This is a genomic window from Aeromonas sp. ASNIH4, assembly GCF_002934425.1.
Taxonomy (GTDB): Bacteria; Pseudomonadota; Gammaproteobacteria; order Enterobacterales; family Aeromonadaceae; genus Aeromonas; species Aeromonas hydrophila.
In genome coordinates, this window is record NZ_CP026217.1 from 4,467,385 (window position 1) to 4,491,847 (window position 24,463).

Genomic DNA, 24,463 nt, shown 5'->3' on the forward strand with positions numbered 1-24,463 from the left:
TCGCCTGAGCCGTATCAGCATCTTGGAGCGGGCAGCGGGAATCGAACCCGCATCATCAGCTTGGAAGGCTGAGGTAATAGCCATTATACGATGCCCGCATTTCTCTAACCCAAAGAACTCAAACCGCAGAGAAATATGGTGGAGGGAGAAGGATTCGAACCTTCGAAGGCAGAGCCGTCAGATTTACAGTCTGATCCCTTTGGCCGCTCGGGAACCCCTCCAGTTGCATAAATGCCACAACGGTAATTCTGCTTGCACCCGTTGTTTTATCGCTTTTGCCGAGCAAATAGACGACAGACATCTAAGCGTCGCGCATTTTATGGTAAGCATTTTGGGGATGCAACCATTGCGCCTTGCAAAATGTGCATTATTGCCGGGAACCAGGCAAAAAAGGACTCACTCTCCGCTCGAAACCGTCGCTTCTCTTGTCGCTCCCCACCCCTTGGTGTATGGTCGCCCTGCCCAAGAAACAGTGATGACACCATGACGACAGAGCATAACCCCTATCTGCAATTCACCCGCGAACAATGGGCGTTATTGCGCGACTCGGTCCCTTTGACCCTGACCGAGCACGATCTGCAGACCCTGCGCGGGATCAATGAAAAGGTGTCATTGCAGGAGGTGGAAGAGATCTACCTGCCCCTCTCCCGCCTGCTCAACCTCTACGTCAAGGCCAAGCAGCGCCGCAGCCGGGTACTGGAACAGTTTCTCGGCCAGTCCCGCGGCAAGGGTACCTACATCATCAGCATCGCCGGCAGCGTGGCGGGGGGCAAGAGCACCACGGCGCGCATCATGCAGGCGTTGCTGGAGCGCTGGCCGGAGCACCCGCGGGTGGAGCTGGTCACCACCGACGGCTTTCTCTATCCCAACAAGGTGCTGGAAGAGCGCGGCCTGATGCGCCGCAAGGGCTTCCCGGAATCCTACGACATCCGTCATCTGGTGGAATTTGTCGCCAACATCCGCGCCGGCCACGAAAAGGTCGAGGCGCCCGTCTACTCCCACCTTATCTACGACATCATCCCTGACGAGAAGAAGGTGGTGGAGCAGCCGGACATCCTGATCCTCGAAGGGCTCAATGTACTGCAGAGCGGCATGGATTATCCGCAGGAGCCTCACCGGGTCTTCGTCTCCGATTTCGTCGACTTCTCCATCTATGTGGATGCCGAGGCCGAGCTGCTGCGCACCTGGTATATCGAGCGCTTCCTCAAGTTTCGCAGCGGTGCCTTCTCGGATCCGGACTCCTACTTCCACCACTACGCCAAACTGGCGGAGAGCGAAGCGACCAAGATTGCCAACAACATCTGGCAAGATATCAACTATCTGAATTTGAAAGAGAACATACTGCCGACCCGGGAACGGGCCAACCTGATCCTGACCAAGGGCAACGAGCACGCCATCGAGCAAATCAAGCTGCGCAAATAGCGCCTACCAACACGAATCGACATGAAGAGGGGGCCCGCAGGCCCCTCTTCTATTCATGACGATCGCCACCGCCTTCAGTCGCCCCGGCGCAGGGAGATCTCGCCGCCTAGGTAGAACTTGATCCCCTCTGCGGTCTCCAGCCGCAGGGCGCCGCGATCATCGATGCCGCGCGCCACGCCGCGGATCTCCTGCTCGCCCATCAGCAGCCGCACCGGCCGGCCGGCGAAGTGATCAAGCCGATTCCAGTCCGCCACGAAGCTGGCGAGACCACTCTGTTCGAAGGTGAGCATGGCCTGCTGCAGGTGGTCGAGCACCCGGCCGGCCAGCAGATTGCGATCCACCAGTTCCGGCTGGATGTGGCGCAGTTCGGACCAGGCCTGATCGATCCGCTCCCCCTCCCGGCTCGGCATCGCCAGATTGAGGCCGACCCCGATCACCAGATGACAGCTGGCACCGGCACTGCCGCTCATCTCCACCAGAATGCCCGCCAGTTTGCGACCCTGATAATAGAGGTCATTGGGCCATTTCAGCTCCACCCCCGGATAACCGAGGGATTCCAGCGCCTGCACCACGGCCACGCCGACCGCCAGACTCAGTCCCATGGCGGCCGCCATGCCCTGCTCGAGCCGCCAGTACATGCTGAGGATCAGCTGGCAACCGAAGGGAGAGACCCAGGGCTTGCCGCGCCGGCCACGACCGGCGGTCTGGCACTCGGCCAGGCAGCTCTCGCCCGAGCTCAGCTGATTGACCCGCTCCAGCAGGTACTGGTTGGTGGAGTCGATGACCGGAAAGCAGTGTACCGGCGCCATGGGCGCCAACGCCTGCAGTTGCGCCTCGTCATAGAGCGCCATCGGCACCGCCAGCCGATAACCCTTGCCGGTCAGGCTGAACAAGTCCAGCCCCAGCTCCTTGAGCGCGGCCATGTGCTTGCTGACCGCAGCCCGACTGATGCCGAGCTGCTCACCCAGCTGTTCACCGGAGTGAAACTGGCCGTCGCTGAGCAGGGTGATCAGGGTCTGTCTGATGGGGGTCAGGGTCATGAGAGCACCTCGTCGAGCCAAGTTTCACCGCGGCGCCCCATGAAGCGCACCTCGTGCTCCAGCAGCACGCCGAACTTCTGCTCCACGCTGTCGCGTACGTGAGCCGCCAGGGCGATCAGCTCCATGGCGCTGGCACCGCCCAGGTTGACCAGCACCAAGGCCTGCTCCTGATGCACGGCGGCGCGGCCGATGGCAAACCCCTTGAGGCCGCACTGATCGATGAGCCAGCCCGCGGCCAGCTTGGCCTGCCCGTCAGCGGTCGGGTAACAGGGCATGTGCGGATATTGCTGCTTGAGCTGGTCGGCCTGCGCCGCCGTCACCACGGGGTTCTTGAAGAAGCTGCCGGCATTGCCGAGCACGGCCGGATCCGGCAGCTTGGCCATGCGGGTGGCACAGACGGTGTCGAAGATGGCCTGCGCCGTGGGCTGCTCACCGAGCGCGGCCAGTGGACCATAACCCGCCACCGGCTGCCAGGCCTTGGCGAGGCGCAGCCCGACGGCGGTGATGAAGTGGCTGTCCTGACAGCCGTGCTTGAAGATGCTGTCGCGATAGCCGAACCCGCAGGCGGCCGCCTCGATGCGCTCCAGCTGGCCGCTCTGCCAGTTGAACGCCTCCACATAGGCGCAGACGCTGGCCAGCTCGACCCCGTAGGCACCGATATTCTGCACCGGGGCGGCCCCGACCGTGCCCGGGATCAGTGCCAGGTTCTCGAGCCCGAACCAACCCTGCTGCAGGCTATGGCACACCAGCTCATGCCAGTTCTCGCCGGCCGCCACGTGCAGCAACCAGTGATCCCCCTCGTCGTGCAGCGTTATCCCCTTCAGACGGTTGAGCACTACGACACCGGCGAAGTCATCACAAAACAGCACGTTGCTGCCACCGCCCAGCACCAGCCGCGGCAAGTCGGCCAGCTCGGGGTTGGCTACCAGTTGCGGCAGATCGTCGATCCGTTCCACTTCGGCCAGCCAGCGGCAATGGGCATCAAGGGCGAGGGTGTTGAGCGTCAACAAGGAGGCGTAAGGGGTGAGTTTCATCTGCGTGTCCCGACAATGGCAAGCGGGCAGTCTACCTTATATTGCCGCCGGACGAAAAATCCGCCCCCCTTTTCGGACTCATGCCGCAGGAGTAGAGTATCCGGCTCCGACGCTTGAGGAAGTACTCATGAACAACCAATTTGCCGTCATCGGCCTGGGGCTGTTTGGCAGCGCCCTGTGTGAAGAGCTGCAACGGCAGGATGCCGAGGTGCTGGCGATAGACATCGACGAGAGCAAGACCCGCCAAATCGCTACCCTCTGCAACCACGTCATCGTCGCCGATGCGACCGACGAGGCCACGGTGGCCGAGCTGGGGCTGGCCGACTTCGACATCGTCTTCGTTGCCATCGGTGACAACCTCGAGACCAGCATCCTCACCACCCTCGTCCTCAAGGAAGCCGGCGTGAAGAAGGTGTGGGTCAAGGCGCGCGACAAGTTCCACGCCAAGATCCTGCAGAAGGTGGGGGCCGACAAGGTGATCAATCCGGAGTGGGACATGGGCCGCCGGGTCGCCCAGAGCATGCTGGACAACCGGCTGTTCGACTATCTGGAGCTGGGCCACGACATGGTGCTGACCGAATTCGTCATCGGTTTGCCGCAAAATGGCCGCACCCTCGCCGACCTGCATCTGCTGCAGCAGACCGAACTGCAACTGCTGGCCATCAAGCGCGGCCAGGTGCTGCACAACGTGCTGACCGGCAAGATGGAACTGCAACTGGGTGACATCCTGATCCTGGCGGGCAACAAGCACGCCATCGACCACTGGCTGGAAACCCTATGACCCGCTGGCGTAGCAACTACGCCTTCGCCCTGCACCGGGACGACGAGTCGCGCTGGAGCGAAGCCAAGCTGATCCTCGGCAGCTTCCTGATCATCCTGCTGATCGGCACCCTGTTTCTGGTGCAGCCCTCCAGCCATAACGGTGAAGTGAGCTTCATCAACGCCCTGTTCACTGCCACCTCGGCCATCAGCGTGACCGGGCTCGGGGTGGTGGATACCGGCACCGCCTTCACCCTGCAGGGGCAGATTTTTTTGCTGATGCTGATGGAGATTGGCGGCCTCGGCCAGATGACAATGACCCTGCTGCTGATTGCCATGTTCAGCAAGCGGGTCGGTCTGCGCCAGCAGGTGCTGGCCAAGGAGGCGCTGGGCCAGGAGGGGTCGGTCAACATAATCCAGCTGGTGAAACGGATCGTGCTGTTCGCCTTCATCGCCCAGCTCATCGGCACCGGTCTGATGGCCATCCGCTGGGTACCCGAGCTCGGCTGGGAGCGCGGTCTCTACGTCAGCTTCTTCCACGCGGTCTCGGCCTTCAACAACGCCGGCTTCTCGCTGTTCGCCAACAACTTGATGGACTACCGGGATGACCCCATCATCAGCCTGACCATAGCCGCGCTGATCATTCTGGGGGGGATCGGCTTCACCGTCATCGTCGACCTGGTGCGCAACCGCCGCTGGCGCAAGCTCAAGCTGCACAGCAAGCTGATGCTGATCATGACCCCGGGCCTGCTGCTGCTGGGTACCCTGATGTTCTGGCTGCTGGAGCACAACAACCCGGGCACCCTCGGCAAGGCCTCCTTCGGCGGTCAGTGGCTGGCGGCCTTCTTCCAGTCCACCAGCGCCCGTACCGCCGGCTTCAACTCCATCGACATCGGCCAGATGGTGCCCGCCTCCCTGCTGTTCATGATGATGCTGATGTTTGTCGGGGCCGGCGCCACCTCCACCGGTGGCGGTATCAAGGTGACCACCTTCGCGGTGGTGCTGCTGGCGACCAAGGCGTTTCTGACCAAGCGCCCCCATGTCACCGCCTTCGGCCGCACCCTGTCACCCCAGATCGTGACCCGATCGCTCGCCATCATCATCGTCAGCACCATGGTGCTGATGCTGGCCATGTTCCTGCTGATGCTCACCGAGCAGCAATCCTTCGACAAGATCATGTTCGAGACCATCTCGGCGTTTGCCACCGTGGGGCTCTCCACCGGCATCACCGCCGGTCTGAGCGAACCGGGCAAGCTGATCCTGGTGCTGGTGATGATCTGCGGCCGTCTCGGTCCGCTGACCCTGGCCTTCATGCTGGCCCGCCCAAGCGAGACCCGCATCAAGTATCCAGAAGAAGCCGTCTACACCGGCTGATGACACCGGGGCCCGCCGCGGCCCCGGTCATTCGCGCTGCCGCGTCTTGAGCCAGCGTCCCGGGCTCATGCCGAACTCCCGTTCAAACGCCCGCCCAAAGGCAGTTCCGCCGCTGTACCCCGCCCCCAGCGCAACCTGAGTGATGGACTCCCCTGCCAGCAGCTGCTGACTGGCCAGCATCATGCGCCAGCGCGTCAGATAACCCAGTGGCGTCTGCCCGGTCAGCGCCTGGAAATGGGCGGCGAAGCGGGCGCGCGACATGCCCGCCTCCCGTGCCAGCGTCTCGACCGTCCAGGGCTCGTCTCCCCGCTGATGCATGGCCGTGACGGCCCGCGCCAGACGCGGGTCGGAAAGCGCAGCCAGCATCCCCTGCCGGCAGTGCCCCTGTTCCACCAGATGGCGCAACAGCAGGATCAGCAGCACCTCCAGCAGGCGGGAGAGGATCGGTGGCTGGCCATAGCGGTCGGCGAAGGCCTCCTCGAACAGCAGGGTCAGCACCGGCGCCATGGCCGGAATCGTCTGCAGCGGCAGTACCAGGGTATCCGGCAGCGCCAGCTGCAATGGTGAGTCACCGGTCGGTCCGAACGACACGCTGGCGCACACCAGATCGCAGCCCGCCAGCTGACGCGGCTCGAGCCTGTGTCCCCGCCCACGGGGAAACAGGATCAGGGTCGGTTCGGTCAGCAGCAGGGGCTCGCCCCCCTCCTCGCGCAGCAGCAGTTCGCCACGGCGCAGCAAGTGCAGGTGGCCACCAGCCGGATAGTCATGGCTGTGGGAGTGCTGGCACAGGTTGCCGGCAAAGAAGAGATTGGCCCGGGGTGCGGCATGGGCCAGCAGTATCGAGAGTGGATCCATGTTTGAGATGATAAGTCGCCAATAGTGGACTATGGGTGATAAACCGTACCATTAAAACCGGCATAGTGTCTCCCGTACCCAACCCCTACAGGAGCACATCATGAGTCGCATTCACCCCGTGAGCCAGCCCAAACCGGCTGCCGCCCCCACCTTCGCCGCCCTCAAAAGCAGCCTTGGCAAGGTTCCCAACCTCTACGCCACCCTGGCCCATTCACCCGCGGTGCTCAACGGCCTGCTCGGTTTTGCCGATGCGCTGGGCAAAGGGCGGCTCAGTGCCCGCCAGCGGGAGCTGCTGGCACTGGCCATCGGCCAGGCCAACGCCTGCCAATACTGCCTGTCGGCCCACACCCTGCTGGCTGGCCGGGCCGGTTTCGATGACGACGCCATCCGGGCTGCCCGTCTGGCCCAGGCGGCGGATCCACTCGATCACGCCCTGCTGCAGCTGGCGGTCGCCCTGGTTACCCAGCGCGGAGTCATCAGCGATCAACAGCTGGCCGCAGCCCGTGCCGCAGGCGTGGATGATGAGCTGGCAGTGGAGGTACTGGGGCAGGTGGTCATCAATACCCTGACCAACTACGGCAATCATCTGGCGGCAACCGACATCGACTTCCCGCCGGTCACTCTCACCCCCTGACAAAGGAGCATGAATGGAACGCCATGACCGAGGTTTTCTGATCGCCCTCGCCGGGGTGGTACTAACCCTGCTCTGGATCGGCGTGTTCAAGTTCACGCCGACCGAGGCGGCGGCCATCCGGCCGCTGGTGACAAGCCATCCGCTGATGAGCTGGCTCTATGCCGTGCTCTCGGAGCAAGCCGTCTCCAATCTGATCGGACTGGTCGAGATCCTGATCGCCGGCGGTCTGATTGCCGGCCTGTGGCGACCACGGCTGGGCTACTGGAGCAGCCTGGGGGCCATCCTGACCTTCCTCGTGACCCTCAGCTTTCTACTGACCCTGCCGGGCGTCTGGAAGCTGGTCGACGGAGTGCCGGTCACCGAGTTCTTCATCTTCAAGGATCTGGTACTGCTCGGCGTTGCCTGGCACTACCTCAATTTGAGTCGCGCCAGACTGGCCGACGCCTGACGACAATGCCTTTTTGCGCCCCGACAGGGGCGCTTTTTTTGTCAGGTAGCCTTGGCCGGCCGCTTGCTCCCACGCTTGGCTGTCCCGCTCGTGCCACCAGCCGCCGTGCTGCGCTTGCGCTTGGTGAAGCGGCGCTTGTCGGCCCCGGGCGCCGCCTTGGGCAGGGCGCTGAAGCTGGCCCCCGAATCCTGTCTGGCGCCGTCGATCAGGCCGTTCAACTGCTCGGTCAGCGGCCCCATGAATTGCTGATAGCTCGTCTGCCGCTCGGCAATCCGGCCGAGATGCTGCTCCCACAGCGCCGTCATGTCAGGGGTGGTCGCCGTGGCAGGCAGCGCCTGAATGAGAGCCCGCCCGGTCGGGGTCGCCTTGATGCTCTTGCCCTGGCGCACCAGAAAGCGGCGCTTGAACAGCAGATCGATGATACCCGCCCGGGTCGCCTCGGTGCCGAGGCCGTCGGTTTCGCGCAGGGTCTTGCGGATCTCGGGATCCTGCACGTAGCGGGCGATGCCGGTCATGGCCGCCAGCAGGGTGGCATCGGTGAACGACTTGGGCGGCTGGGTCATCTTCTCCTGCAGCTCCCCCCGCTCGCACAACAGTTGCTCGCCCTTGCGCAGGGCCGGCAGGGTCCCCGCCTCCTCCTCATCATCCTCCTCCACCCCGAGCAGCGCCTTCCAGCCCGCCTTGAGGATCCGCCGCGCCTTGGCCTGGAACAGCCCGCCGGCGATGCGCAGCAGCACTTTGCTGTCGTTGTACTCGAACGGCGGGTAGAACTGCAGCAGGTACTGACGGGCAATCAGGCCGTAAAGCTTCGCCTCGTCAGCCCCCAGCGTGGCCGGGTTGCCCTGCTTCTCGGTGGGGATGATGGCGTGATGGGCATCCACCTTGCTGTCGTTCCACGCCTTGCTGCGGATCTTGCCGTCCGCCTCGCTCACCGCCTTGGCCAGCGCCGGCGCCGTGCTGGCGATGGCATCCCGCACCTGGCCGGCCCGGTTGAAGTGATCGCTCGGCAGATGACGGCTGTCGGATCTGGGGTAAGTGATGAGCTTGTGGCGCTCGTAGAGCCCCTGGCAGATATCCAGCACCCGCTTGGCGTCCATGCCGAACCGCTTGGCGGCATCGATCTGCAGGCTGGAGAGGTTGTAGGGCAGCGGCGCCGCCTGCTTGCGGGCCTGCTCCTCCACCTCTTCCACCAGTGCTGGCTGGCCCTGGATCCGCTCCACCACCTTGGCGGCCAGCGCCCGGTTGAGCACTCGCCCCTCCTCGTCCTGCCAGGGCAGACAGGCCTCGGAGGGCAACCACTTGGCGCTGAAACGCTCGTTGCCTTCGGTCTGTAGATGGGCCAGCACCTCGAAGAAGGGCTTGGGCACGAAGGCTTCTATCTCGAGATCCCGCCGTACCACCAGCCCCAGCAGCGGCGTCTGCACCCGGCCGACCGACAGCAGCTCGCTGCAACCCCCCTTGCGGCCAAGCAGGGTATAGGCGCGGGTCATGTTGATGCCGTAGAGCCAGTCGGCCCGGCTGCGGGCCAGCGCCGACACCGCCAGCGGCACGAACTCCTTGTTGTCTCTGAGCTTGTCGAGGGCACGCCGCACCGCCGGCGGGTTGAGATCGCTGATGAGACAGCGCAGCACCGGCCTGGTTTTGCCGTAGCCGAGGAAATCGATCACCTCGTCCACCAGCAGCTGCCCCTCCCGGTCCGGGTCACCGGCGTTGACCACGCAGTCGGCCTGCTTGATCAGCCGCTTGATAACGGTGAGCTGGGTCTTGGTCTTCGGCTTGGCCACCAGCTGCCACTGAGCCGGGACGATAGGCAGCGACTCCATGCGCCACTGCTTGTAGGCGGCGTCATAGGCATCGGGCTCGGCCTGCTCCAGCAGATGGCCGATGCACCAGGTCACCACATCCCCCTGCGCGGTTTCGATAAAACCGTCCCCCTTCTTGTGGGGCTTGGGCAGCACGTCGGCAATGGCACGTCCCAGACTGGGCTTCTCGGCGATGAAGAGTCGCATGGCAAACACCTGAACACTGTATATGTGAACAGTATATAACGGGCCCCGGGCAAAGCCCAAGCCCTCCCCGGGCGCGAGGCGACAGGCCCTTGCCGAGGCAGGAGCGATTGAGAGGGGGTGGCGGGCGGGTGCACAGCACCGCCGGGGCGTGGATGGCAGGCCCAGGCTGGCCATGCTTCAAACGAGGACGAAAGAGACGGTAAAATCGAGGAAGTTAAATTAAATTCAATTAAATGATAAATTACAAAATAATAAATGCATTTAAAATAACAATACAAAATATAAATCATGATAAAGGTCAATCAACTACCTCTCCATGGATACTACTATATTGGTAATATTTGATCGTAGGAAAACGCCGTCATGCTTGGAAAATTGTTGAGAAAAACCTGGTTCTGGCTACTGCTGCTCGGAGCCCTCTTGGGTGTTGCAGCGCTGGGGGTCACGGTGACCGTCATGCACAAGACCAGCTCCACCGAGTTCTGCGTCTCCTGTCACTCCATGCAGACCCCGCTGGCCGAGTATCAGGGCAGCGTCCACTTCCAGAACGTGAAGGGCATCCGCGCCGAGTGCGCAGACTGCCACATTCCGGGTGATCCCACCTCCTATCTGTGGACCAAGATCCGCGCCGTGAAGGACATCTATCACGAGGCGATCGGCACCCTCGACACCCCTGAGAAATACGAGGCTCACAAGCTGCGCATGGCGCAGTCGGTGTGGGACGAGCTGAAGGCCAACGACTCCGCCACCTGCCGCAGCTGCCACAGCTACGCGGCGATGGACATCCTGGCCCAGCGCCCCAACGCCCGTACCGAGCACCCGGTCGCCATCAAGGAGGGCCAGACCTGCATCGACTGCCATCGCGGCGTCGCCCACATCATGCCCGACATGAGCGGCCTGGCCGCCGCCGGTGCCAGCGAGCTGGCGCAAGCCGCCGCCCAGACCCCGGCCAGCGTCACCACCCGTTACGCCATCGCCACCACCCCGCTCTATCTGGATGCCGGCGCCAAGACCGACGAAGGTACCCTGATGCCCTCCACTCAGGTGGAAGTGCTGGCCAACGACAACGGCCGCGCCCAGGTGCGCATCGACGGCTGGCAGCAGGACGGGGTGAGCGAGGTGTTCTACGCCGCCCCCGGCAAGCGCATCCTGAGCACCCTGCTCGGCGACAAGGCCAAGGCGCAGCTCACCACCGGCAAGAGCGAAACCGACAGCGCCACCAACCTCACCTGGCATCAGGTCAGCCTGACCGCCTGGGTGGATCAGAGCCAGCTCATCGGCGATCAGGGCAAGCTGTGGCAGTACGCCTCCACCCTGATGTCCAACAACTGTACCGGCTGCCACGGCCTAACCGCACTGGATCACTTCAACGCCAACCAGTGGATCGGCGTCATCAAGGGGATGGAATCACGCACCTCCCTGACCCCGGAACAGGCACGCATGTTGACCCAATACGTCCAGAAACATGCCAGTGACATGAACGCGGCGCACTAAGGCTGGCACAGAGGAAATCGTCATGACTTTTTTTACCGATAAGCAAACCAATCTCTCCCGCCGCAACCTGCTCAAGGGGCTGGGCGCCTGCGCCGCCCTGCCGCTGCTGGCCGGCGTCTTCCCGAAGAGCGCGCTGGCCCAGGCCATCAGCACAGCGCTTGAACAGTTCCCGACCCTGGTGCCGGCCCAGAAAGGCATCCTGACTGGCGCCCACTGGGGAGCTTTCGAGGCCATCGTCGAAGATGGCCGCATGGTGCGGGTCCAGCCGGTGGCCGATGATCCGGCCCCCAACGATCTCATCGACATGGCGCCGTTCCAGGTCCACGCCAAGAACCGCATCAAGTACCCCATGGTGCGCAAGAGCTGGCTGGAACAGGGCCCGGGAGCCAAGCCCGAACTGCGTGGCGCCGACGAGTGGGTGCGGGTGAGCTGGGAGAAGGCCATCGCCCTGGTGGCCGGCGAGATAGGCCGGGTGCAGAGCGACTTCGGCCCGCAGGCGATCCACGCCGGTTCCTACGGCTGGAAGAGCGTCGGCATGTTCCACAACAGCCGTACCCTGCTGCACCGCCTGATGAACCTGGCGGGCGGCTTCACCGGCTATGCCGGCGACTACTCCGCCGGCGCCGCCCAGGTGATCATGTCCCACGTGATGGGTTCCATCGAGGTGTATGAGCAGCAGACCGCCTGGCCCAACGTCATCGAGCACGCCGAACTGGTGGTGCTGTGGGGGGTCAACGCCCAGGTCACCCTGAAGAACAGCTGGAACATGCCGGATCACGAAGGTCAGGCCGGTTTCAAGGCACTCAAGGAGAAGGGCACTCGCATCATCAGCATCGACCCGGTCTACAACGAAACCGCCAAGCTGGCGGGGGCCGAGTGGATTGCACCGAACGCCTACACCGACGTGGCCATGATGCTGGGGGTGGCCCACACCCTCTACAGCGAGCAGAAGCACGATCAGGCCTTCCTCGACCGCTACACCACCGGCTTCGACAAGTTCCTCGCCTATCTGCTCGGCCAGGAAGACGGCCAGCCGAAGAGCGCCGAGTGGGCGAGCACCATCTGCGGCGTCGATGCCAAGGTGATCCGCCAGCTGGCCCTCGACATGGCGTCCAAGCGCACCATGATCATGGCGGGCTGGGGCATGCAGCGGCAGCAGCACGGCGAACAGCCCAACTGGATGCTGGTCACCCTGGCCGCCATGCTGGGCCAGATCGGCCTGCCGGGCGGCGGTTACGGCTTCAGCTACCACTACTCTTCCGGTGGCAGCCCCACCGCCAAGGGCGGCATCCTGGCGGGCATCTCCGCCGGCAATGCACCGAAGAACGGGCCGGCGCCGATCCCGGTGGCCCGCATCGCCGACTGTCTGGCCAACCCCGGCAAGACCATCGACTTCAACGGCCGCAAGGTGACCTACCCGGACATCAAGCTGGTCTATGTGGCGGGCGGCAACCCCTTCCACCACCACCAGGACACCAACAACCTGGTCAAGGCCTGGCGCAAGCCGCAGACCGTGATCGTGCACGAGCCCTACTGGACCGCCACCGCCAAGCACGCCGACATCGTCCTGCCGGCCACCACCAGCTACGAGCGCAACGATCTGGAGATGGGCGGCGACTACTCCCAGCGCTACGTCTTCCCGATGCACCAGTGCGTGCAGCCCCAGTTCGAGGCGCGCAACGACTTCGACATCTTCCGCGACGTGGCCGCCAAGCTGGGCCTGCAGGAGCAGTACACCGAAGGCAAGGACGAGATGCTGTGGCTCAAGCAGATGTACGACGGCATGGCCGCCCAGGCCCGCGGTGCGCGGGTGGCGCTGCCGCCGTTCAACATGTTCTGGGAGTCCAACAACTACATCCGCTTCCCGGTGCCCGAGGCGAACCGCCAGTGGATCCGTCACGCCGATTTTCGCGAGAACCCGCTGCTCAACCCGCTCGGTACCCCGTCCGGCAAGATCGAGATCTTCTCCAGCACGGTGGCCGGCATGGGTTATGCCGACTGCGCCGGCCATCCCAAGTGGTATGAGCCCAAGGAGTGGATCAAGAGCAAGGAGGCGACCCGCTATCCGCTGTCGCTCAACACCTCCCACCCGACCCAGCGGCTGCACTCCCAGCTCGACAACACCCCGCTGCGGGACAAGTTCGCCGTTGCCGATCGCGAGGCGATCCTGATCCACCCGGACGACGCCAAGGTACGCGGCATCCAGGATGGCGATCTGGTGCGGGCCTTCAACGACCGCGGCCAGATCCTGGTGGGGGCCCTGCTCTCGACCGACATCCGCCCCGGGGTGGTGCGGGTGTGCGAAGGGGCCTGGTTCGATCCGGCCAAACCGGGCGAGGCGGGGAGCCTGTGCAAGAACGGCAACGTCAACTGCCTCACCTTCGACGAAGGCACCTCCAGCCTGGCGCAGGGCAACTGCGGTCACATGGCCCAGCTGCAGATCGAGAAGTACCAGGGCCCGGCCCCGGTCAACACCGCTCACGCGGTGCCGGCCAACGCCTGAGCAGAGGACTGAGCAACAAAAACGGCGCCATCAAGGCGCCGTTTTCTTATCTCGGTTTGTGGTGTGACTCAGAAGTCACCTTCAACCATCTACTCTTCCGGACACTCCACCCGCTTTGCAGCCAGAGCGCGGACAAGGTGGCTTAGAAGTCCCCTTCCACCCTGTACTCTTGTGCACACTCCACCCGCCTTGCAGCCAGAGCGCGGACAAGGGCTCAGAATCAGAAGTCCCCTTCCACCATGTACTCTTCCGCACACTCCACCAGCTGGGGCCAGAGTTCTTCCGGCACCCAGGCATCCGGGTCATCTTCATCCCCGTCGTACTGGCTCCAGAAATAGCGGCGCAGGCCGGAGGCGAAGTCATCACTCAGCTCGGCCAGCTCGGAGAGCGGCCCCAGCCAGGCGATGCGGCGCAGGCCGGAGGCGAGATCGTTGATGGCGTCCATCAGGCCGCGATCGTCGAAGCTCTGCTCCACCAGCAGGGTGAAGCGCTCGCGCGCCCGCTCGGTCTGCTCCTCATCCAGCTCGCCCACGTCGGCCAGCAGGTCGACGAAATCTTCCAGCAGGAAGGCAATCAGGCTGTCGCGATCCTCAAACCACTGGATCTGGGCCCCCTTGGTGCCCAGCACGGAGGCATCGAACGAATCGTCGAGGTGACACAGTGCCCATGGATCATCGGTCATGGTTCTCTTCCTCAGGCTAAAACAGGTGCCATATCTTATGCCTAGCTCTCTACTCTTGCCACCTTGGGCAACGAGAGAGAAGCCGCCAGCCCGCCCAGTTCGGCGCGCCCCATGATGAGGCTGCCGCGATAGGCTTCCGCCAGATCGGAGACGATGTTGAGGCCCAGACCCGAACCCGGCACCTTCTCATCGAGCCGCACCCCGCGCAGCACCGCCTTGGCGATCTGATCCTCGCTCATGCCGGGACCATCATCCTCGATGCGCAGGGTGATCCAACCCCCCAGCTCGGCGCTGGAGATGCGCAGCCGGCCGGCCGACCACTTGAAGGCGTTCTCCAGCAGGTTGCCCACCATCTCGTCGAAGTCCTGCTCCTCCACCCCGACCGCCAGGGTGGCCGGCACCTGCAGGTCCACTTCCCGGCCCGGATAGAGGCGGGAGAAAGCGCGGCAGATGTATTCCACCCGCGCCCGCACCGGGGTCGACACCCCGAGGATCTTGGCGGCGCCGGTCACCCGCGCCTTGCCGAGGTGGTAGTCGATGTGGCGCTGGATCTGATCGAGCTGCTCGCCGAGGGCGGCCTGATCTTCCGGCGGCAGCTGGGCCACCTGGTTGCGCATGATGCTGAGCGGCGTCTTGAGGGCGTGGGCCAGGTTGCCGGTGTGGGAACGGGCCCGCTGCAGCAGCTCACCGTAGTGGTGCAGCAGTCGGTTGATGTCCTCCACCAGCGGCTGGATCTCCAGCGGGTAGCGCAGCCGGAACCCCTCCTGATGGCCCTGATGAACCCGGCTCAGCTCGCGGCGCAACAGGTGCAGCGGCCGCAGGCCGTAGACGATCTGGAACATGAAGCCGAGCACCAGCCCGGTCGCGGCAAAGCCGAGGCCGAGGAACAGGCTGATGCGGGTCTTCTTCAGGGTCTGGGTCAGGGCGCTGCTATCTTTGGCCATCACCAGGGTGAACACCCGATCCGAACCGGGCAGCAGCACGGTACGGGTCATGATCAACAGCGGCTCCTTGTTGGGCCCCTTGCCGACGAACAGATCCGGATCGCCGAAAGCCGACTTCAGGCCGTGCACGTCGAGGTGCACATCCCACAGGGAGCGGGAGCGGCTGACCACGCTCTCCCCCAGCTCCAGCTGCCAGTAGTAACCGGAGTAGGGCTGGCGAAAGGGGGGATCGGCCATGGGCTCGGTGACCACCGGCAGGCCATCCGGCTGGATCTCGAGGCGGGAGAGCAGATCGTAGAGCTGCAGGCGCAGGCCATCGGCCTCCGCCTCCTGCCAGTAGTTGCGCATCATGGTCTGCAAGCTGAAGCCGGTGGCGAACAGGAACAGCCCGCACCAGACCATGGCGATGACCACCAACCGCCCCCGCAGGGTACGCACCAGCCTCATTCAGCCGCTCCGGCACAAGAGGGCATCAAGATCCGGCTCATTCGTTGATCCGGTAGCCAAGGCCGCGCACCGTCTCGATGAGATCGGAGTGGGTCTTCTTGCGGATCCGGCCGATGAACACTTCCACCGTGTTGGAGTCGCGGTCGAAATCCTGGGCGTAGATGTGGTCGATCAGCTCGCTGCGCGACACCACCTTGCCCCTGTGCTGCATCAGATAGCCAAGCACCCGGAATTCGTGGGCGGTCAGCTTGATGGGGGTGCCTTCGTACCACACCTGGGACGCCGCCATGTCGAGCCGCACCCCGCCGATCTCCAGGATCGAGCTGGCGTTGCCCGCGGCGCGGCGCACCAGGGCATGGACCCGGGCCACCAGCTCGGCCACCTGAAACGGCTTGGTGAGGTAGTCGTCGGCCCCGGCGTTGAGCCCCTCGATCTTCTCGTGCAGCTGGCCACGAGCGGTCAGCACCAGTACCGGGGTGTCGATCCCCTTGCTGCGCCACTCCTTCAGCACGCTCAGGCCGTCGCGGCCCGGCAGACCGAGATCCAGAATGATGGCGTCGTAGGGCTCGGTCTCGCCGAGAAAGCCGGCCTCGTTGCCGTCGTGGCAGAGGTCGGTCACGAAACCGGACAGGCGCAGCTGTTCCGCCAGCTGGCCCGCCAGGGTTTTCTCATCTTCAACTATCAGAATTCGCATAAATGGGTATCCAAAGCAGGGTTGTGCCGGTACCGGCGACGGTTGGGGAACGAACCGGATGGCGGCGCGTTCGCGGACTCACTCCATCACTCCTCTTCCGGGGGCGGACGCGGTTCGAACAGCCGCTCCAGATGATGGCCCTTGAGCCACACCATCTCCAGGTTGTCGGCCCGATAGCCCACCTTGATGACGCTGTTCTCGCTGTCGATCAGCTTGAGTTCGTACAGCCAGATGCCGTCCTCCTCCCCCAGATCGACCCGCAGCACCCGTACCGGCAGGCGGGAAGCCACCTCCATCACCTCATGAAAGGGGCGCACCCGTCCCTCGCTGACCGCCTGCTGCAGCAAGGCCTCGTTCGGCGTGGCCGCCTGTGCCAGTGCCGGCAGCAGCAACCCAAGCAGAGACAGGGCTCTATTCATGGATGATTCATCTCCCAAAACCTAACATAATGCCGTTTATAGTCTGCCAGCCATGAATCCGGAATGAATATGATCCGACGCAGTTTCCTGCTGATCCTTTGCCTCTTCTCCACCCTCGGCTGGGCGGCCGAGAGCCGTCTCGACATGGCCGGGCTGGTCAAACTGCTGGTGGCCCAAGGGTATCACGACATTCGGGAAGTGGAGCTGGAAGGGGACAAATTCGAGGTGGAAACCCTGGATGCCCAGGGGCAGCGGGTACGACTTCTGGTGGACGCCCATACGGGTGACATCAAAAAAGAGGCCGACTAGGCCTCTTTTTTATTTCGGGTTGTCGGGGCGGCACACTGCCTGCCTCATGCCTCCCTCAATTTCTGCGGTCGAAGTCGGCGCCAGGGGCGCAGCAGCTTGTCGCGGCGCGGCACCAGCAGAGCGCAGGCCAGCAGCAGGTAGATGAGCGGCTCCTGCCAGCCGCTTTTAAGCGACCACCAGTAGTGCACCGGCACCAGCAGGGCCACCGCGTAGATCCAGTTGTGCAGCTTCTGCCAGGCCGGCCCCATGCGCCGCAGCAGGGCCGGGATCGAGGTGAGGCTGAGCGCCAGCAGCAACAGCAGCGCCACCATCCCCACCACTATGTAGCTGCGCTTGACCAGCTCGCCGCCAATCAGCCCCCAGTCAAACTGCAGATCCAGCCCCAGCCAGACCATAAAGTGCAAACCGGCCCACGCGGCGCACCAGAGTCCGAGCGGGCGGCGCAGCTTGATGAGCTGCCCCTGCCGCCAGCGTTTGGCCAGCGGCGATACCAGCAGGGTGAGCAGCAGCAGGTTGAGCGCCCCCTTGCCCAGATAGTGGGTCAACCCCTGTACCGGATCCCCTCCCAGCAGGCCGCCGGGCACGGCCACCAGCAGCCAGAGCAGAAACCCCAGCGAGGCTAGGTGTACCAGCACCCGCAGCAGGGTGATGTGACGCGCCGTCAGTCGCAGAGTCATAGTGTCAGCTCCTCTCGTCTCAATACCACTTGCGCAGATCCATGCCCTGATAGAGGGACGCCACCTCGTCGGCATAGCCATTGAATGGCAGGGTCGGCTGGCGCTTGGCTCCGAAGATGCCCCCCTCGCCGATGAAACGCTCGCTGGCCTGACTCCAGCGCGGGTGATCCACCGCCGGATTGACGTTGGCGTAGAAGCCGTATTCGTTGGGGGCCAGCAGGTTCCAGGTGGTGGGCGGCATCTCCTCCACCAGCCGGATGGAGACAATGCTCTTGATGCTCTTGAAGCCGTACTTCCAGGGCACTACCAGCCGGATCGGCGCACCGTTCTGGGCCGGCAGCGCCTTGCCATAGAGCCCCATCGCCAGGAAGGAGAGCGGGTGCATCGCCTCGTCGAGGCGCAGCCCCTCGACATAGGGGTAGTCGATACCGCCACCGAGGGAGCGCGACGCCTGTCCCGGCAGTTGCTCCGGATCATACAGAGTCTCGAAGGCCACGAACTTGGCGCGGCTGGTGGGCTCCGCCCGGCGGATAAGATCCGCCAGCGCGATACCACTCCAGGGCAGCACCATGGACCAGGCCTCCACGCAGCGCAGCCGGTAGATGCGCTCCTCCAGCGTGCTCTTGTTGATCAGATCCCACACGTCCAGGGTAAACGGCTTGGCCACCTCCCCTTCCACCTTCAGGGTCCAGGGCTCGGGCTTGAGGTAGTGGCCGTTGCGGGCCGGATCCCCCTTGTCGGTGCCGAGCTCGTAGAAGTTGTTGTGGGTGGTGGCCTTCTCCTCCGGCGTGAGGATCAGCCCCTCCGGCCGGGTAGCGGCGTGGATGTTGAGCGCCCGGGTGGCGACCGGCGCCGCCTTGTCGCCAGAGAAGAGATCGAGCACCCCGGCCTGGGTCGGAAACGCCAGGGTGGCGGCGCCGAGCCCCAGCCCTTTCAGGATCAGGCGGCGATCCTGATAGACGGCTTCCGGCGTGACGTCCTGTTCGGTGAGGTGGTGGGCAGAGCGGCGCTTGAGCAACATGGAAAAACTCCCGGGGCGATGAGGGTAACAATCATAAGACCCGCCCCGGCCGAGTTTTATTTCACGGAAAATTACATGAATTGATAGAGGGGCAGTGCCTTGGCCATGGTTCCGACCATAAACAGCACTACGAACACCAGCAGGGGAACGATCACATTTGGCACCATCAGACTCACTCCATGAGCAGGACAGGGCCTCTAACTATGGAGCAGGGGCCAGCGCCTCACCATGAAATATTTTCGCGAGCGCAAGCGTATTCCTGAGTTGAAATGAGTGATGCAGATCACACACAATCCCGCCCCTGCTTGCCGCCCCTCTTGCGCGGGGTAGGCTCCCTTTTTTCCGAATTTCACTACTGAAGAGTCACGCCATGAGCCCATTGATCGCCATCGCCATCACGACCGGGATCCTCTCCGCCGTCTGGGGCTGGGTCGCCGTTACCCTCGGCCTCATCTCCTGGGTCGGCTTCCTCGGCTGCACCAGCTATTTTGCCTCCAGCGGCGGCTACAAGGCGCTGCTGCAGACCCTGCTGTGCAATGCCAGCGGCATGCTGTGGGCCCTGCTGCTGATCCATGGTGACGCCTGGTGGGGCGCCGGCGTGGCGGGCTACCTGATGACCGGGGTGGTGGCCACCCTGATGTGCGTGCAGGCCAAGCAGCAGTGGCTCGGCTACATTCCCGGCACCTTCGCCGGTTGCTGCGCCACCTTCGGCGCGGCGGGCGAGTGGCGGCTGATCCTGCCGTCGCTGGTGATTGGTGCGCTGTTTGGCTACCTGATGAAGGCGAGCGGCCTCTGGCTCTCCCACAAAACCCAGAAAACCCAGGCCACCGCTGGCGTCACCGATCCGGCCTGATCCCGACGATGTGACCGATCCGGTCTGAAACAAGAGGGGCGGCCCGTCATCGACGGGCCGCCCCTCTGTCATTTATCCCTTCGACTTGAAGTTCGCAGCTTCGATGCCGTGCCGATTCAACAGCTTGTAGAAATCGGTGCGGTTTCTGCCCGCCATGTTGGCCGCCAGGGTCACATTGCCTTCGGTGGTACGCAGCAGCCGGATCAGATACTCCTTCTCGAACTCGGCCCGTGCCTCGTTGAACGAAGGGATGCCACCACTGCCGCCGCTCAGCGCCGACTCCACCATGGCGGCGCCGATCACCGGGCTGCAGCAGAGGCTGGCCAGCTGCTCCACCACGCTGCAGAGCTGGCGCACGTTGCCGGGCCAACCCGCCGCCGCCAGCAGGGCCAGCGCCTCCGGCGAGAAGCCGAGGGCGGCGCAGTCGCCGTGGCGGCTGCGATAATCATCCAGCGCCTGCCTGGCCAGCAGCGGAATGTCTTCGCTGCGGGCGCTGAGGGGGGGCAAGGTGATGTTGGCCACGTTGAGCCGATAGAAGAGATCTTCCCGAAAGCGCCCCTCCTCCATCGCCGCCACCAGATCCTGATGGCTGGAGCTGATGACCCGCACCTCGGGCGTGCCCTGGCCGTACTCCTGCAGCACCTGCAGCAGCTTGGCCTGCAGCGATTCCGACAGGTCCCCTATCTCGTCGAGAAACAGGGTCGCTCCCTTGGCCTGTTCAAACAGGCCGGACTGGCCATCCTCGCCGAACAACTGCAGATCCAGCACCGCCCACGGCAGCGCGGCACAGTTGATGACGTGCAGCGGCTTGTCACGCCGGCTGCTGGCCTGGTGCAGCGCCTGGGTCATGACGCCCTTGCCGGAACCGGAAGGGCCCATGATCAGCACGGGCACCTCCATGGCGGCGATGCTGCCAGCCTGGATCAGCAACTGCTCCATCTGCGGGTTGCGGGTCAGGATCAGCGACTGCCAATCCTGTCGCTGCTTTGGGCGCGTCAGGCTCAACGCGTGCTCTATGGTGGCGAACAGCTCATCCTTGTCGATGGGCTTGGTGAGAAAGCTGAACACCCCGGAGCGGGTGGCCTGAATGGCATCGGGAATGGTGCCGTGGGCGGTCATGATGATGACCGGCAGCCCCAGCCACTGGGACTGGATCCGCTCGAACAGCGCCAGCCCGTCCATGCCGGCCATGCGCAGATCGCTCAGCACCAGATCGGCCCGTTGCTGGCGCAGCCGGTCCAGCGCCCCTTCGGCACTGTCGGCGGTATCCACCTCATAGCCCTGGCTGCGCAGGCGCATGCTCATCAGCTTGAGCAGGCTGGTATCGTCATCGACCAGCAGGATGCGACTCATTTCAGCGCCTCGCCATTGCCGTTCAGCTTGCGCTGATTGAGTTGATCATCGATGGCGGAGAGTTGCTCGATCTGGCGGCGCAGACGCTGCACCTCCTGACTCTGATCATCGCGCCGGCTGTCGCGGGCCAGCAGCTCCTCGCCGAGGGCTATCCAGCTGCGCAGGAAGGCCTGGGCATCCAGCCCGAGCTCCGGCAGCAGACTCTTGAGCTTGTCCAGCCCGGCCCGCCGGCTGGCCACCGACTCGGACGGGTGGGTGTTGACCATGGCCAGGCTGACCCGGCTCTCGATATCGGTCGCCCCCTTGAGGCGCTGGCGCTCCTGGGCCCGCTGCTGGGCATGGCTGGCCAGCAGCCAGTCCGAGTATTGCAGGCGCACCTGCATCTCCTTGTTGGCAAACTCCATCCGTTTGGCGAGGGCTAGATCCGGCGACGCCGCCGGGTCACGCGCTGGCAGCAGGGAACAGCCTGTGAGCAGGCTCATCATCAATACCGGAACAACACATTGTTTCATCTTGGGCTTCACTTCAACGTCAACCGGAAACAGACATCCGCCTGTTCATCTTCAACCAATACCAACTCGCCGCCAAGGCTCATCGCCGATTCCCGGGCGATGGAGAGCCCCATTCCGGAGCCTTTCAGCAACCCCTGGCGCACAATACTGCCCTGCTCGAAGGGCTCGAAGATCCGCTCCCGCTCGGCCAGCGGAATCGCGGGCCCTTCGTTGGCCACCTCCAGCCAGCTGCCGTTGCCATCCTGCCCGGCACGGATCCAGATCTGCCCGCCGCTGGCACCGTAGCTGACCGCATTGGAGAACAGATTATCGAGGATCAGCCGCAAGCGATATGGCTCGGCCTGCAGGGTGATCGGATCGGTCGGCAAGTGTACACTGATTTGTTTGGATTCCAGCGCCAGCCGGTACTCTGCAGACAATTCTGACAGCAGGGGCGCCAGCGCCACCGGGGTCAGGGTGAACACCTCCTGCTGACTGAGCCGGTTGAAGTCGAGCAGCCGTTCGATCAGGGTCTGCAGCCGGCGGCTGTTCTCCTCCAGCATCTGGCAGATCTCCTGCTGATCCGGGGTGAGCGGCCCTACAAGCTGCTCGGAGAGCAGATCCGCCCCTTCCCGCAGCACCGCCAGCGGGGTCTTCAGCTCGTGGGAGACGTGGCGCAGGAACTGGTATTTCTGTTGCTCCAGCTCCTTCAATTTATCGTGCAACCAGACGATCCGTTCCCCCAGCAATACCAGTTCGGCCGGCCCGTCCACCGGGCGTTTGTCCGGTTCCACACCGGCACCCAGACTCAAGATCCGCGACTCAATCTGACGCACCGGGTGGATGATCAGATAGGTAAACAGCAGCACCAGCAGCAGGCTGAGCACCGCCACGAAACCGCTGACCCACCAGATCTCCGTCATCAGGGCGGCAATGGTCGCCCGCACCCGGCTGACATGCTCGTCTACCTGGCTGCGGGTGATAATCTCAAGCTGCTGATTAACCTGATTAAATTCATCAAATTTGGGGCTGTTTGACTCGGCCTTGGCGCGGGCGAGATCCTGCAGGCTGTCGAGCCAGGCGAGTGCCTGCTCGAGACCCGTGTAAGCCTCGGCATCCGGGATGGAACTCTGGTGAGCGGCCAGCAGGCTGCGATAACTCGCCAGCTGCTGCTGATAACTGGCCAGGATGCGCTCATCCCCCAGCACCGCATAGCGACGAAGAGTACGTTCAAGATCAATAGCTTGGGTGGTAAGCAGTGTCGCTCGACGGGTGTCGCGCACCGCCCGTTCCAGCTCGTCGCTGGTCAACTGGCTGAGGTGTTCGAGGGACTGGCTGTCGTGCCAGATCATGCCGCCCAGAGGCATCAACACCAGAACGAACCCCATCAATACCACTTGCAGCAGGGAGCGTGGGCGTACCTTGGTCATCTTGGACTATCTCAATTCAGCAGGGGTGGGTCAGCATATCTGCACTCCCCCAAAAAGCAAAACCGGCCAGGGGGCCGGTTCATGCTGCAGCTTGGGCATCACGCCAGACCGACGGATGCCACACAGATAATCAGGATCATGGCCAACGCGCCAGATGCGGTCAGCAGTGCCCATTTCAGTTCCACGCTCATGCAAACCTCCTTTCTTGCCAAGATGATAGAGCCTGATCACAACAGACAAACCGATGTTAATGCATAGTTAACCCGATAACCGTGAGCTGTGTATGAATTTCAGATGAGCCCCATCCAAGGACCGGTGACATGTTCTATCTGTGTAGCATTGGATCGAATCTTGATCCCCATCAGCACGTCAGTCAGGCGGTCGGCGAGCTGCTCGTTCACTTTGGCCGCCTGCAACTGAGCTCGGTGATCCAGACCAAGCCGGTCGGGATGCACTCCAGCCATGATTTCCTCAACTGCCTGTTCGTCGCCGAGAGCGAGCTGGCACCGCACCAGCTCAAGGCACACTTCGTCGCCATGGAGCTGGCCCACGGCCGGGATCGCAGCGATCCGCGCTGCAAGGTGCTGGACCGGCCGCTGGACATCGACATCCTGGCCAGCAGCCAGAGCGATGACTTCTCCACCGCCCGGGTCGACGCCTATCTCGACGAGCTGCTGGCGGAGCTCTATGGCCGTGGCCAGGTGCATGATCGCAAGGTGACCCTGCCGCTGCACACCCGCTTGATGGCGGGCAAGGTGATCGAAGAGCGCCAGGTCGGCCTCGCACCCATCGCCCTGCAGCAGGAGATGGCGACCCCCGCCGCGCTCCTGCGCTGACCCTAGATGACGGCCAGACCGCGGCCGCCATCCACCCGGATGCTGGCCCCGGTCATGTAGTCGTTCTGCATCAACAGCTGAACCGCCTGCCAGATGGGCGCCAGCCCCCCTTCCCGCGCCAGCGGCGTCTTCGCCAGCACCTGCTGGCGCCATGCATCGCCATGCTCGTCGAGAAACAGGATGGGGCCCGGCTCTATGGTGTTGACCCGGACGGCCGGTGCCAGCTCGCGGGCAAAGCTCATGGCCAGCGAGTGGGCCCCCGCCTTGGTGGCCACATAGCTGGCGAACTGGGGTGCCGGCGCGTGGATGTAGATGTCGGTGATATGGATGATGCCGGCATTGGCGTTGCGCGCCAGCTGGGGCGCCAGCGCCCGGTTGAGCTGGAAGGGGGCCGCCATGTGCACCCGGTAGAACTGATCAAACTGGGCCAGCTGCGCCGCCGGATCCGCCGCCTGCGGCTCAAACGCCGAGGCGTTGTGGATCACCAGCGCCAGATCCTGATGGACCGCCAGCGCCTCGATCAGCGTGCCGACCTCCTCCTCGCGCGCGAAATCCGCCTGCACCAACTCGACCCCGATCGATCGCAGTCGCGCCAGCTCGGGCCGCTCGCTGCGATAGCTGCCCGTCACCTGCCAACCCGCCGCCACCAGCTGTTCGCACAGATAGAAACCAAGCCGGCGGCCACACCCCGTCACCAATGCACGCATACCCTCTCCTTGATTGTCCGGCCGGGGG

Annotated in this window: 25 protein-coding genes and 2 tRNA genes; 10 read left to right on the plus strand and 17 right to left on the minus strand. The window is 63.8% G+C overall.

Translation table 11 applies throughout. From position 1 onward, the window contains the following. Positions 1 to 23: 23 nt before the first annotated feature. Both C2U40_RS20930 and C2U40_RS20935 read right to left on the minus strand, forming a co-directional pair. Positions 24 to 98, minus strand: a tRNA-Gly gene (locus tag C2U40_RS20930). A 38-nt stretch (positions 99 to 136) separates the two neighbouring features. Next, positions 137 to 221, minus strand: a tRNA-Tyr gene (locus tag C2U40_RS20935). Positions 222 to 483: 262 nt separating this feature from the next. On the opposite strand from C2U40_RS20935, the gene coaA reads away from it, so the two are divergent. Further along, entirely contained in the window at positions 484 to 1,422 is a 939-nt protein-coding gene (coaA, locus tag C2U40_RS20940) for a type I pantothenate kinase (RefSeq protein WP_011707706.1), read from the plus strand. 74 nt (positions 1,423 to 1,496) lie between these two features. Here the strand turns inward: coaA and birA are convergent, their stop codons facing one another. Further along, positions 1,497 to 2,462: a bifunctional biotin--[acetyl-CoA-carboxylase] ligase/biotin operon repressor BirA gene (gene birA, locus C2U40_RS20945; RefSeq protein WP_024945204.1), complete on the minus strand. Its 966-nt coding sequence runs from the start codon at positions 2,460 to 2,462 to the stop codon at positions 1,497 to 1,499. Next, on the minus strand, positions 2,459 to 3,496 hold the full coding sequence (gene murB / locus C2U40_RS20950; RefSeq protein ID WP_103827788.1) for a UDP-N-acetylmuramate dehydrogenase: 1,038 nt from the start codon (positions 3,494 to 3,496) through the stop codon (positions 2,459 to 2,461). Before murB ends, birA begins: the two co-directional genes overlap by 4 nt. 127 nt (positions 3,497 to 3,623) lie before the next feature. Between murB and C2U40_RS20955 the strand changes: the two genes are divergently transcribed. Next, the gene (locus tag C2U40_RS20955) at positions 3,624 to 4,277 is read left to right on the plus strand and encodes a potassium channel family protein (protein ID WP_011707709.1); all 654 of its coding nucleotides are present in this window, start codon (positions 3,624 to 3,626) and stop codon (positions 4,275 to 4,277) included. Beyond that, positions 4,274 to 5,629, plus strand: coding sequence for a TrkH family potassium uptake protein (locus tag C2U40_RS20960; RefSeq protein ID WP_103827787.1), 1,356 nt, complete (start codon positions 4,274 to 4,276; stop codon positions 5,627 to 5,629). Before C2U40_RS20955 ends, C2U40_RS20960 begins: the two co-directional genes overlap by 4 nt. A 27-nt stretch (positions 5,630 to 5,656) precedes the next feature. Here C2U40_RS20960 and C2U40_RS20965 read toward each other — a convergent pair whose 3' ends face one another. Beyond that, positions 5,657 to 6,484 (minus strand): AraC family transcriptional regulator, encoded by an 828-nt coding sequence (locus tag C2U40_RS20965; protein WP_103827786.1) that lies wholly within the window; start codon positions 6,482 to 6,484, stop codon positions 5,657 to 5,659. Positions 6,485 to 6,584: 100 nt separating this feature from the next. Here C2U40_RS20965 and C2U40_RS20970 point away from each other — a divergent pair, with 100 nt between their 5' ends. Together C2U40_RS20970 and C2U40_RS20975 are read left to right on the plus strand one after the other, a co-directional pair. Continuing rightward, complete coding sequence (locus tag C2U40_RS20970; protein ID WP_039212969.1) at positions 6,585 to 7,118, plus strand: carboxymuconolactone decarboxylase family protein; 534 nt, start codon at positions 6,585 to 6,587, stop codon at positions 7,116 to 7,118. Positions 7,119 to 7,131: 13 nt separating this feature from the next. Next, positions 7,132 to 7,566, plus strand: coding sequence for a DUF417 family protein (locus C2U40_RS20975; protein WP_103827785.1), 435 nt, complete (start codon positions 7,132 to 7,134; stop codon positions 7,564 to 7,566). A 41-nt stretch (positions 7,567 to 7,607) separates the two neighbouring features. Here the strand turns inward: C2U40_RS20975 and C2U40_RS20980 are convergent, their stop codons facing one another. Further along, positions 7,608 to 9,575 (minus strand): DNA topoisomerase III, encoded by a 1,968-nt coding sequence (locus C2U40_RS20980; RefSeq protein ID WP_103827784.1) that lies wholly within the window; start codon positions 9,573 to 9,575, stop codon positions 7,608 to 7,610. 363 nt (positions 9,576 to 9,938) lie between these two features. Between C2U40_RS20980 and C2U40_RS20985 the strand changes: the two genes are divergently transcribed. Next, positions 9,939 to 11,069 (plus strand): NapC/NirT family cytochrome c, encoded by a 1,131-nt coding sequence (locus tag C2U40_RS20985; protein WP_103827783.1) that lies wholly within the window; start codon positions 9,939 to 9,941, stop codon positions 11,067 to 11,069. A 22-nt stretch (positions 11,070 to 11,091) separates the two neighbouring features. Then, entirely contained in the window at positions 11,092 to 13,572 is a 2,481-nt protein-coding gene (gene torA, locus C2U40_RS20990; protein ID WP_103827782.1) for a trimethylamine-N-oxide reductase TorA, read from the plus strand. Between the two features lie 220 nt (positions 13,573 to 13,792). On the opposite strand, the gene C2U40_RS20995 is transcribed toward torA, so the two are convergent. From C2U40_RS20995 to C2U40_RS21010, 4 genes are all read right to left on the minus strand, one after another. Beyond that, entirely contained in the window at positions 13,793 to 14,254 is a 462-nt protein-coding gene (locus C2U40_RS20995; protein WP_103827781.1) for a hypothetical protein, read from the minus strand. Positions 14,255 to 14,295: 41 nt separating this feature from the next. Then, a complete protein-coding gene (locus C2U40_RS21000; RefSeq protein ID WP_103827780.1) occupies positions 14,296 to 15,645 on the minus strand; it encodes a sensor histidine kinase in 1,350 nt (449 codons plus the stop codon). A gap of 37 nt (positions 15,646 to 15,682) precedes the next feature. Further along, complete coding sequence (locus tag C2U40_RS21005; protein WP_011707717.1) at positions 15,683 to 16,339, minus strand: response regulator transcription factor; 657 nt, start codon at positions 16,337 to 16,339, stop codon at positions 15,683 to 15,685. 86 nt (positions 16,340 to 16,425) lie between these two features. Then, positions 16,426 to 16,758, minus strand: a complete 333-nt coding sequence (locus C2U40_RS21010; RefSeq protein ID WP_011707718.1) for a PepSY domain-containing protein — start codon at positions 16,756 to 16,758, stop codon at positions 16,426 to 16,428. Positions 16,759 to 16,821: 63 nt separating this feature from the next. Between C2U40_RS21010 and C2U40_RS21015 the strand changes: the two genes are divergently transcribed. After that, complete coding sequence (locus C2U40_RS21015; RefSeq protein ID WP_010635834.1) at positions 16,822 to 17,067, plus strand: PepSY domain-containing protein; 246 nt, start codon at positions 16,822 to 16,824, stop codon at positions 17,065 to 17,067. 44 nt (positions 17,068 to 17,111) lie between these two features. Here C2U40_RS21015 and msrQ read toward each other — a convergent pair whose 3' ends face one another. Beyond that, on the minus strand, positions 17,112 to 17,744 hold the full coding sequence (gene msrQ, locus C2U40_RS21020; protein ID WP_103827779.1) for a protein-methionine-sulfoxide reductase heme-binding subunit MsrQ: 633 nt from the start codon (positions 17,742 to 17,744) through the stop codon (positions 17,112 to 17,114). Positions 17,745 to 17,763: 19 nt separating this feature from the next. Continuing rightward, positions 17,764 to 18,765 carry a protein-methionine-sulfoxide reductase catalytic subunit MsrP gene (gene msrP, locus C2U40_RS21025; RefSeq protein WP_103827778.1) on the minus strand — a complete coding sequence of 334 codons (1,002 nt, stop codon included), beginning with the start codon at positions 18,763 to 18,765 and terminating at the stop codon, positions 17,764 to 17,766. Between the two features lie 370 nt (positions 18,766 to 19,135). On the opposite strand from msrP, the gene C2U40_RS21035 reads away from it, so the two are divergent. Continuing rightward, positions 19,136 to 19,618: a DUF1097 domain-containing protein gene (locus tag C2U40_RS21035; RefSeq protein ID WP_011707721.1), complete on the plus strand. Its 483-nt coding sequence runs from the start codon at positions 19,136 to 19,138 to the stop codon at positions 19,616 to 19,618. Positions 19,619 to 19,690: 72 nt separating this feature from the next. Here C2U40_RS21035 and C2U40_RS21040 read toward each other — a convergent pair whose 3' ends face one another. From C2U40_RS21040 to cydH, 4 genes are all read right to left on the minus strand, one after another. Further along, a complete protein-coding gene (locus tag C2U40_RS21040; protein WP_103827776.1) occupies positions 19,691 to 20,971 on the minus strand; it encodes a sigma 54-interacting transcriptional regulator in 1,281 nt (426 codons plus the stop codon). Next, positions 20,968 to 21,483, minus strand: coding sequence for a hypothetical protein (locus tag C2U40_RS21045; protein ID WP_011707723.1), 516 nt, complete (start codon positions 21,481 to 21,483; stop codon positions 20,968 to 20,970). The genes C2U40_RS21040 and C2U40_RS21045 overlap by 4 nt, the downstream gene beginning before the upstream one ends. Positions 21,484 to 21,491: 8 nt before the next feature. Continuing rightward, positions 21,492 to 22,892 (minus strand): sensor histidine kinase, encoded by a 1,401-nt coding sequence (locus tag C2U40_RS21050; protein WP_011707724.1) that lies wholly within the window; start codon positions 22,890 to 22,892, stop codon positions 21,492 to 21,494. A gap of 98 nt (positions 22,893 to 22,990) precedes the next feature. Further along, positions 22,991 to 23,083 carry a cytochrome bd-I oxidase subunit CydH gene (gene cydH / locus C2U40_RS21055; protein WP_017409791.1) on the minus strand — a complete coding sequence of 31 codons (93 nt, stop codon included), beginning with the start codon at positions 23,081 to 23,083 and terminating at the stop codon, positions 22,991 to 22,993. Between the two features lie 129 nt (positions 23,084 to 23,212). Here cydH and C2U40_RS21060 point away from each other — a divergent pair, with 129 nt between their 5' ends. After that, positions 23,213 to 23,728, plus strand: a complete 516-nt coding sequence (locus C2U40_RS21060; protein WP_011707725.1) for a 2-amino-4-hydroxy-6-hydroxymethyldihydropteridine diphosphokinase — start codon at positions 23,213 to 23,215, stop codon at positions 23,726 to 23,728. A 2-nt stretch (positions 23,729 to 23,730) separates the two neighbouring features. Here the strand turns inward: C2U40_RS21060 and C2U40_RS21065 are convergent, their stop codons facing one another. Then, on the minus strand, positions 23,731 to 24,435 hold the full coding sequence (locus C2U40_RS21065; RefSeq protein ID WP_103827775.1) for an SDR family oxidoreductase: 705 nt from the start codon (positions 24,433 to 24,435) through the stop codon (positions 23,731 to 23,733). Between the last annotated feature and the right edge of the window lie 28 nt (positions 24,436 to 24,463).

Coding starts and splice junctions, on each gene's coding strand:
- coaA (WP_011707706.1), top strand. CDS start 484: ATGACGACAGAGCATAACCCCTATCTGCAATTCACCCGCGAACAATGG.
- birA (WP_024945204.1), bottom strand. CDS start 2,462: ATGACCCTGACCCCCATCAGACAGACCCTGATCACCCTGCTCAGCGAC.
- murB (WP_103827788.1), bottom strand. CDS start 3,496: ATGAAACTCACCCCTTACGCCTCCTTGTTGACGCTCAACACCCTCGCC.
- C2U40_RS20955 (WP_011707709.1), top strand. CDS start 3,624: ATGAACAACCAATTTGCCGTCATCGGCCTGGGGCTGTTTGGCAGCGCC.
- C2U40_RS20960 (WP_103827787.1), top strand. CDS start 4,274: ATGACCCGCTGGCGTAGCAACTACGCCTTCGCCCTGCACCGGGACGAC.
- C2U40_RS20965 (WP_103827786.1), bottom strand. CDS start 6,484: ATGGATCCACTCTCGATACTGCTGGCCCATGCCGCACCCCGGGCCAAT.
- C2U40_RS20970 (WP_039212969.1), top strand. CDS start 6,585: ATGAGTCGCATTCACCCCGTGAGCCAGCCCAAACCGGCTGCCGCCCCC.
- C2U40_RS20975 (WP_103827785.1), top strand. CDS start 7,132: ATGGAACGCCATGACCGAGGTTTTCTGATCGCCCTCGCCGGGGTGGTA.
- C2U40_RS20980 (WP_103827784.1), bottom strand. CDS start 9,575: ATGCGACTCTTCATCGCCGAGAAGCCCAGTCTGGGACGTGCCATTGCC.
- C2U40_RS20985 (WP_103827783.1), top strand. CDS start 9,939: ATGCTTGGAAAATTGTTGAGAAAAACCTGGTTCTGGCTACTGCTGCTC.
- torA (WP_103827782.1), top strand. CDS start 11,092: ATGACTTTTTTTACCGATAAGCAAACCAATCTCTCCCGCCGCAACCTG.
- C2U40_RS20995 (WP_103827781.1), bottom strand. CDS start 14,254: ATGACCGATGATCCATGGGCACTGTGTCACCTCGACGATTCGTTCGAT.
- C2U40_RS21000 (WP_103827780.1), bottom strand. CDS start 15,645: ATGAGGCTGGTGCGTACCCTGCGGGGGCGGTTGGTGGTCATCGCCATG.
- C2U40_RS21005 (WP_011707717.1), bottom strand. CDS start 16,339: ATGCGAATTCTGATAGTTGAAGATGAGAAAACCCTGGCGGGCCAGCTG.
- C2U40_RS21010 (WP_011707718.1), bottom strand. CDS start 16,758: ATGAATAGAGCCCTGTCTCTGCTTGGGTTGCTGCTGCCGGCACTGGCA.
- C2U40_RS21015 (WP_010635834.1), top strand. CDS start 16,822: ATGAATATGATCCGACGCAGTTTCCTGCTGATCCTTTGCCTCTTCTCC.
- msrQ (WP_103827779.1), bottom strand. CDS start 17,744: ATGACTCTGCGACTGACGGCGCGTCACATCACCCTGCTGCGGGTGCTG.
- msrP (WP_103827778.1), bottom strand. CDS start 18,765: ATGTTGCTCAAGCGCCGCTCTGCCCACCACCTCACCGAACAGGACGTC.
- C2U40_RS21035 (WP_011707721.1), top strand. CDS start 19,136: ATGAGCCCATTGATCGCCATCGCCATCACGACCGGGATCCTCTCCGCC.
- C2U40_RS21040 (WP_103827776.1), bottom strand. CDS start 20,971: ATGAGTCGCATCCTGCTGGTCGATGACGATACCAGCCTGCTCAAGCTG.
- C2U40_RS21045 (WP_011707723.1), bottom strand. CDS start 21,483: ATGAAACAATGTGTTGTTCCGGTATTGATGATGAGCCTGCTCACAGGC.
- C2U40_RS21050 (WP_011707724.1), bottom strand. CDS start 22,892: ATGACCAAGGTACGCCCACGCTCCCTGCTGCAAGTGGTATTGATGGGG.
- cydH (WP_017409791.1), bottom strand. CDS start 23,083: ATGAGCGTGGAACTGAAATGGGCACTGCTGACCGCATCTGGCGCGTTG.
- C2U40_RS21060 (WP_011707725.1), top strand. CDS start 23,213: ATGTTCTATCTGTGTAGCATTGGATCGAATCTTGATCCCCATCAGCAC.
- C2U40_RS21065 (WP_103827775.1), bottom strand. CDS start 24,435: ATGCGTGCATTGGTGACGGGGTGTGGCCGCCGGCTTGGTTTCTATCTG.